Consider the following 6,000-nt stretch of genomic DNA (forward strand, 5'->3'; position numbering starts at 1 on the left):
CCGCGCCTGCACGCGCGGCGGACGCAGGCCCCCTTTGTCCTCGCCACACCGTTTCCCCGGAGAGAGTTCCATGAACGCCGCAGTTCCCCAGACCACCCTCGCCCTGCCCACCGCCAAGCTGCTGATCGACGGCGCGTTCGTCGACTCGCAAAGCGCCGAATGGGGCGACATCGTCAACCCCGCGACGCAGGAAGTCATTGGCCGCGTGCCGTACGCGACGCTCGACGAGGTCGATGCCGCGATCGCGTCCGCGCAGCGCGCGTTCCAGACCTGGAAGACGACGCCGATCGGCGCGCGGCTGCGCATCATGCTGAAGTTCCAGGATCTCGTGCGCCGCAATCTCGAACGGATCGCGCACACGCTGACGGCCGAGCAAGGCAAGACGCTGCCCGACGCGCAGGGCGACATCTTCCGCGGCCTCGAAGTGGTCGAGCACGCGTGCTCGATCGGCACGCTGCAACAAGGCGAATTCGCGGAGAACGTCGCGGGCGGCGTCGACACCTACACGCTGCGCCAGCCGATCGGCGTGTGCGCGGGCATCACGCCGTTCAACTTCCCCGGGATGATTCCGCTGTGGATGTTCCCGATGGCGATCGTCTGCGGCAACACGTTCGTGCTGAAGCCGTCGGAGCAGGACCCGCTGTCGACGATGCAGCTCGTCGAACTCGCGATCGAGGCCGGCGTGCCGCAAGGCGTGCTGAACGTCGTGCACGGCGGCAAGACGGTGGTCGACCGCCTGTGCACGCACCCGGACATCAAGGCGATCTCGTTCGTCGGTTCGACGCGCGTCGGCACGCACGTGTACAACCTCGGCAGCCAGCACGGCAAGCGCGTGCAGTCGATGATGGGCGCGAAGAACCACGCGGTCGTGCTGCCCGATGCGCACCGCGAGCAGTCGATCAACGCGCTCGTCGGCGCGGGCTTCGGCGCGGCCGGCCAGCGCTGCATGGCGACCTCCGTCGTCGTGCTGGTCGGCAGCGCGCGCGACTGGCTGCCCGATCTCGTCGAAAAGGCGAAGGCGCTGAAGGTCAACGCCGGCGCCGAAGCCGGCGCCGACGTCGGCCCGGTCGTGTCGAAGGCGGCGAAGGAACGCATCCTGTCGCTGATCGACGCCGGCGTGAAGGAAGGCGCGACGCTGCTGCTCGACGGCCGCGACGTAAAGGTGCCCGGCTACGAGCACGGCAACTTCGTCGGCCCGACGATCTTCTCGGGCGTGACGACCGACATGTCGATCTACACGGAAGAAATCTTCGGGCCGGTGGTGGTCGTGATGGAAGCCGACACGCTCGACGACGCGATCGCGCTCGTCAACCGCAATCCGATGGGCAACGGCGTGGGCCTGTTCACGCAGAGCGGCGCGGCCGCGCGCAAGTTCCAGAGCGAGATCGACGTCGGGCAGGTCGGCATCAACATTCCGATTCCGGTGCCGGTGCCGTACTTCAGCTTCACCGGTTCGCGCGGCTCGAAGCTCGGCGATCTCGGCCCGTACGGCAAGCAGGTCGTGCAGTTCTACACGCAGACGAAGACGGTCACCGCGCGCTGGTTCGACGACGACGCGACGGCCGGCGGCGTGAACACGACGATCGCGTTGCGCTGATGCCCGGCACGAGGAGCCTGCACATGGAAATCGCCTTCATCGGACTCGGCAACATGGGCGGCCCGATGGCCGCCAACCTGCTCAAGGCCGGCCACGCGCTGACGGTGTTCGACCTCGACGCGCACGCGGTCGACGCCGCGGTGCGCGCCGGCGCGACCGCGGCGGCGTCGCCGCGTGACACCGCCGCGCGCGGCTCGTTGATCATCACGATGCTGCCGGCCGCGCAGCACGTGCGCGCCGTCTACCTCGGCGACGACGGCGTGCTGGCCGGCGCACGCGCCGGCGCGACGCTGATCGACTGCAGCACGATCGATCCCGGCACCGTGCGCGCGGTGGCCGACGCCGCCGCGCAGCGCGACTTTCCGCTCGCCGACGCGCCCGTGTCGGGCGGCACCGGCGGCGCGCAGGCCGGCACGCTGACCTTCATGGTCGGCGCGGACGCCGCGCTGTTCGAGCGCATCCGCCCCGTGCTGCTCGACATGGGCAAGAACGTCGTGCACTGCGGCGGCACCGGCACCGGGCAGATCGCGAAGATCTGCAACAACCTGCTGCTCGGCATCTCGATGATGGGCGTATCGGAAGCGATGGCGCTCGGCGCCGCGCTCGGCATCGATCCGGCCGTGCTGGCCGGCATCATCAACACGTCGACGGGCCGCTGCTGGAGTTCGGACGCGTACAACCCGTATCCGGGCGTGAGCGACACGGCGCCGGCCGCGCGCGGCTATGCGGGCGGCTTCGCGGCGAACCTGATGCTGAAGGATCTCGGGCTCGCGACCGAAGCCGCGCGCGGCGCCCATCAGCCGGTCTGGATGGGCGCGCTCGCGCAGCAGCTGTATCAGTCGATGAGCCAGCAGGGGCTCGGCACGCTCGACTTCTCCGCGTGCGTGAAGCTGTACGAGGCGCAGCCGGCCTGACCCGCCCGGCCGACGCCGGACGTGCGCCGACCCGCGATGTGCCCGTAGGGCATCGCGGGTCGGTTTGCATGCGGGGGAAGGAAAACGCGGGCGGCGCGATCATGCCGCCGATCGATCAACCGCGCGGGTTCGACGCCGTCTCGAAGGTCGGATGGCACTCGAACGCGAGTTCCGAGCGCGCGTCGACACGGCGGCCGGCGGTCAGCGATTCCTGCTTCATGCTCGCGCGCATCCCGCGCTGCGAGCAGTAGTTGGTGGCTTCGCTGACGGCCTTCTGATGGGCGTCGGCCCACGTCGTCGACACGCCGACCGTGCGCGTCGTCACGGTGAATACGTTCGGGTTCGACGTCGCGGTCACGTCGGAAGCAGTCGAGCACGCGGCGAGCAAGCATGCAGTCGCCGCAATGGTCAACCATCGCAGGGTTCGAAAAGAGACTGGAATGGACATGGAGGGCAAGCGCACGCCGGTCGGCGTGCATTAAGCAACATAGGCGACAGTATGCCTGCTCGATCGCCGGAGATCATGCCCCTTTCGGTGAACACATTGTTTCGAATGGTTAAACGATGGTCGAACCTGGCAAGATTTACAGCCGTCGCCGGCCATCATTTTCTTCCGACAGGTCATTTCGTCCGGCGCGACGGTCGACGCACGCCCGCCTGCCGGATTCTCGCGCACGCTCCCGCGAGCGTTCGGCACGCCGGCTGACCCCGGCGCGTGGCGCGCGGATGTGCTTTTTACAACCGCGTCGATCGCGCAGCCCGCTCCCCCCACGCCCCGCGTCGGGCACCCCGCCGTCGTTCGCCGGCTTTTTCTCCGCACAGGCACATCGCTTGCATCATCTCCGCGCCCGCCATCCGGCGGACAGCCATCTTCCTTCCAACCGGCGCTGCGCCCCGCGCGATCCTTTGCGCGGCGGTCCCGCATCGCAAGGCAGGTTTCCTGAACGAGAGGACGACATGAAATCAATACGAACGATAGTGGCCCTGTGCTCGGTCATTTCCGTGCTCACAGCGTGCGGCGGCGGCGACGACGCCGGGACCGTACTCGGCATCTCGAAGCCGCAGGCGCGCTTCATCAACGCGGTGCCGGCCGGCCCGAACCTCGACTACTACCTGAACGCGAAGGTCGACCAGTCGGGCGTCGCATACAAGGGCGTGACGCGCTATCACGACATCGACTCGGGCACGCAGACCGCGAGCTACGACGTGTCGGGCACGACCGCGACCGTCGCATCCCAATCGTTCAGCGCCGCGAACGGGCACCACTACACGACGATCGCGTTGCCGAGCACGACGTCGCTGATCTCCGTCATCGACGATCCATACGCGAAGGGCCTGCTGTCGGACAAGGCGCGCGTGCGCGGCTTCAACGCATCGCCGAACGCGCAGAACGTGGACGTGTACGTCGTGCCGCCCGGCACCGACATCACGACGCAGAGCCCGACGCTGGCAGGCGCGGCCTACCAGAATGCCGTGCCGGCCTCGACGCAGGATTCGGTCTACCTGAACGGCGGCACCTACCAGGTGATCGTCACGACGGCCGGCAGCAAGTCGCCGATCCTCAAGACCGCGCCGGTCAGCATCGCCAACAACGCGGACTGGCTGCTCCTGACGATTCCGTCCGGCGGCATCGGCGACGTGACGCCTAACGACATTCACGTGCTCGTCGCGCAGGGCAACGACGCCGATACGTCCGCGCAGGAACTGGGGCCGCAATAACGCAGCCACTCACGCGGCAACGGGCCGAAAACGACACACGGCGGCCGGTGCGATTGCATCGGCCGCCGTGTGTCGCATACCGGTATCGAGCGTCGATATCGCTGCCCGCTATCGGTCGTCGGTCCGTTCGAGGCAGATCACGTGCTCGGCGCGCGTCCCGTCGCCGTGCTCGACATCGACGTCGCCGACATGGCGCACGCGCCAGCCCGGGCGCGTCGCGATCTGCGGCATGTTGCCGGACGGCCGGCTCTCGATTCCGCCGAGCCCTTCGTCGGGCGTATCGACCGCTTCGTCGAGCGACGCGTTCGAATAGATCACGTTGTCCTGCAGTTCCGACGCGCCGGTGCGCGCCTCCATGCCTTTGCCGTCGACGTCGACCGTGTTGTCGGTCATCGCCATGTTCGCGTTGTCGAGCGTGACGATCCGGCCGGCGGCCCGGCGCACCGGATCGCCGCTGTCGACCGCGTGCGCGTCGACGTCGATCTCCGGCAGGCCGGTCGGCATTTTCCCGGCAACGGCCTCCGGCGTCAGCGGACGCTGCGCCGTCTGGGCGGCCTGGGTCGCCGCGTCCGGCATGTCGCCGGCCGCCGGCGTCTTCACCGGGCTCTTCGCAATCTGTTCCCGCTGCTTTTCCGGGGTAGGGTTCGATTCCGCGTTCTGCATCGCACCTCCTTGCCCGGCCGGCGGACGTCGGCGTCACGCCGTCGTCGCCGCGCCGGAATTCGCTACAACGGTCCTTGCAAATCTTTCATGCGCACCGCTCCGCACGTACGCCGTTCGGCGCACGCGCCGACGGACACGGCGCTCGGTGGGCGAACCGGCGGCACGCTGGCGCGCCGCCCGCCCGATCCCCCGAATGCCGGTCAACCGCCGCCGCTCGCGCCGGCCGGGGCGGAAGCCGCGCCCGGCAGGGTCGTGCCGGCCGCGCCGCTGCTCGGCATGCCCGACGGTGCGGTGGAAGGCGCGGCCGACATGCCGCTCGCTGCGCTCGAATCCGAACTGGCTGCGCCGTTGTCGCCCTTCTTCTGGCAACCCGCGCCTGCCGCCAGGCCCGCGATCAGGATGCCGGCGAAGACGGCTCGCGATACGTGACGAATGGAATATCGCTGCATGACACCTCCGCTGATGTCGATGTGGATGGAACCCGTTGACTCGCAATATGCGTGCCGTCGCCCGTCTCCGCGGCCGTGCGCCATTGCATTCATTTTTCAAATGACGCCCAGCCGAATATTTAATTTCCCATCGCGGTAGCCGCCGCCCATACTCGCGAACAAATCCGAGACATAACGTCCACCGGGGCCCGGCCCGCGCTGCGTACGACATGCGGCCGGTGTCGCGCCCCGCACATGGAAGGAGACAACGGCGTGCAACTGGAAGCCATCCACCGCGCGGGCATCGGGCCCGGCGCGGACGACGCATCGCATCGAACCGACACGGCCGCGCGCGATCCCGCGCCGAGCCCGCGGCTGCACAACGCCGACCTCGCGCCGACCCAGGCCGAAGGCCGCACGTGGGGCCGCTACAGCATCTTCGCGCTATGGACCAACGACGTGCACAACATCGCGAACTACTCGTTCGCGATCGGGCTGTTCGCGCTCGGCCTGTCGGGGTGGCAGATGCTTGCGTCGCTCGCGATCGGCGCGGTGCTCGTGTACTGCTTCTTGACGTCCTCGTCCGCCTAAAAGCGAAGGACTCCCACACCTGGCGATGCACGTCCGCATCGGAGAATGTTCAGCGCAGCGTTGATATCACGATCATGCACGACACCAC

General features: G+C 68.3%; 7 protein-coding genes. 4 read left to right on the plus strand and 3 right to left on the minus strand.

The features are described 5' to 3' along the window. Nucleotides 1-70 precede the first annotated feature (70 nt). Both J8I35_RS31855 and mmsB read left to right on the plus strand, forming a co-directional pair. Complete coding sequence (locus J8I35_RS31855; protein WP_209928964.1) at nt 71-1,597, plus strand: CoA-acylating methylmalonate-semialdehyde dehydrogenase; 1,527 nt, start codon at nt 71-73, stop codon at nt 1,595-1,597. Nucleotides 1,598-1,620: 23 nt separating this feature from the next. Then, nucleotides 1,621-2,511, plus strand: coding sequence for a 3-hydroxyisobutyrate dehydrogenase (gene mmsB / locus J8I35_RS31860; RefSeq protein WP_209928966.1), 891 nt, complete (start codon nt 1,621-1,623; stop codon nt 2,509-2,511). Nucleotides 2,512-2,626: 115 nt separating this feature from the next. Here mmsB and J8I35_RS31865 read toward each other — a convergent pair whose 3' ends face one another. Continuing rightward, nucleotides 2,627-2,959, minus strand: coding sequence for a hypothetical protein (locus J8I35_RS31865; RefSeq protein ID WP_050013746.1), 333 nt, complete (start codon nt 2,957-2,959; stop codon nt 2,627-2,629). Nucleotides 2,960-3,468: 509 nt separating this feature from the next. Here J8I35_RS31865 and J8I35_RS31870 point away from each other — a divergent pair. Further along, nucleotides 3,469-4,230, plus strand: a complete 762-nt coding sequence (locus tag J8I35_RS31870) for a DUF4397 domain-containing protein (protein ID WP_050013745.1) — start codon at nt 3,469-3,471, stop codon at nt 4,228-4,230. A 108-nt stretch (nt 4,231-4,338) separates the two neighbouring features. Here the strand turns inward: J8I35_RS31870 and J8I35_RS31875 are convergent, their stop codons facing one another. Further along, nucleotides 4,339-4,893 carry a DUF3005 domain-containing protein gene (locus J8I35_RS31875; RefSeq protein ID WP_050013744.1) on the minus strand — a complete coding sequence of 185 codons (555 nt, stop codon included), beginning with the start codon at nt 4,891-4,893 and terminating at the stop codon, nt 4,339-4,341. Between the two features lie 200 nt (nt 4,894-5,093). Beyond that, the gene (locus J8I35_RS31880; protein WP_175974961.1) at nt 5,094-5,342 is read right to left on the minus strand and encodes a hypothetical protein; all 249 of its coding nucleotides are present in this window, start codon (nt 5,340-5,342) and stop codon (nt 5,094-5,096) included. Nucleotides 5,343-5,594: 252 nt separating this feature from the next. Here J8I35_RS31880 and J8I35_RS31885 point away from each other — a divergent pair, with 252 nt between their 5' ends. Then, nucleotides 5,595-5,912: a cytosine permease gene (locus J8I35_RS31885; RefSeq protein ID WP_348522294.1), complete on the plus strand. Its 318-nt coding sequence runs from the start codon at nt 5,595-5,597 to the stop codon at nt 5,910-5,912. The last annotated feature ends 88 nt before the right edge of the window (nt 5,913-6,000 follow it).

The sequence above is a fragment of the Burkholderia sp. CpTa8-5 genome, from assembly GCF_017815045.1.
GTDB classification, from domain to species: Bacteria; Pseudomonadota; Gammaproteobacteria; order Burkholderiales; family Burkholderiaceae; genus Burkholderia; species Burkholderia sola.

What these genes read in the sequence shown, in the direction of transcription:
- J8I35_RS31855 (WP_209928964.1), top strand. Translation starts at nt 71, where the DNA reads ATGAACGCCGCAGTTCCCCAGACCACCCTCGCCCTGCCCACCGCCAAG.
- mmsB (WP_209928966.1), top strand. Translation starts at nt 1,621, where the DNA reads ATGGAAATCGCCTTCATCGGACTCGGCAACATGGGCGGCCCGATGGCC.
- J8I35_RS31865 (WP_050013746.1), bottom strand. Translation starts at nt 2,959, where the DNA reads ATGTCCATTCCAGTCTCTTTTCGAACCCTGCGATGGTTGACCATTGCG.
- J8I35_RS31870 (WP_050013745.1), top strand. Translation starts at nt 3,469, where the DNA reads ATGAAATCAATACGAACGATAGTGGCCCTGTGCTCGGTCATTTCCGTG.
- J8I35_RS31875 (WP_050013744.1), bottom strand. Translation starts at nt 4,893, where the DNA reads ATGCAGAACGCGGAATCGAACCCTACCCCGGAAAAGCAGCGGGAACAG.
- J8I35_RS31880 (WP_175974961.1), bottom strand. Translation starts at nt 5,342, where the DNA reads ATGCAGCGATATTCCATTCGTCACGTATCGCGAGCCGTCTTCGCCGGC.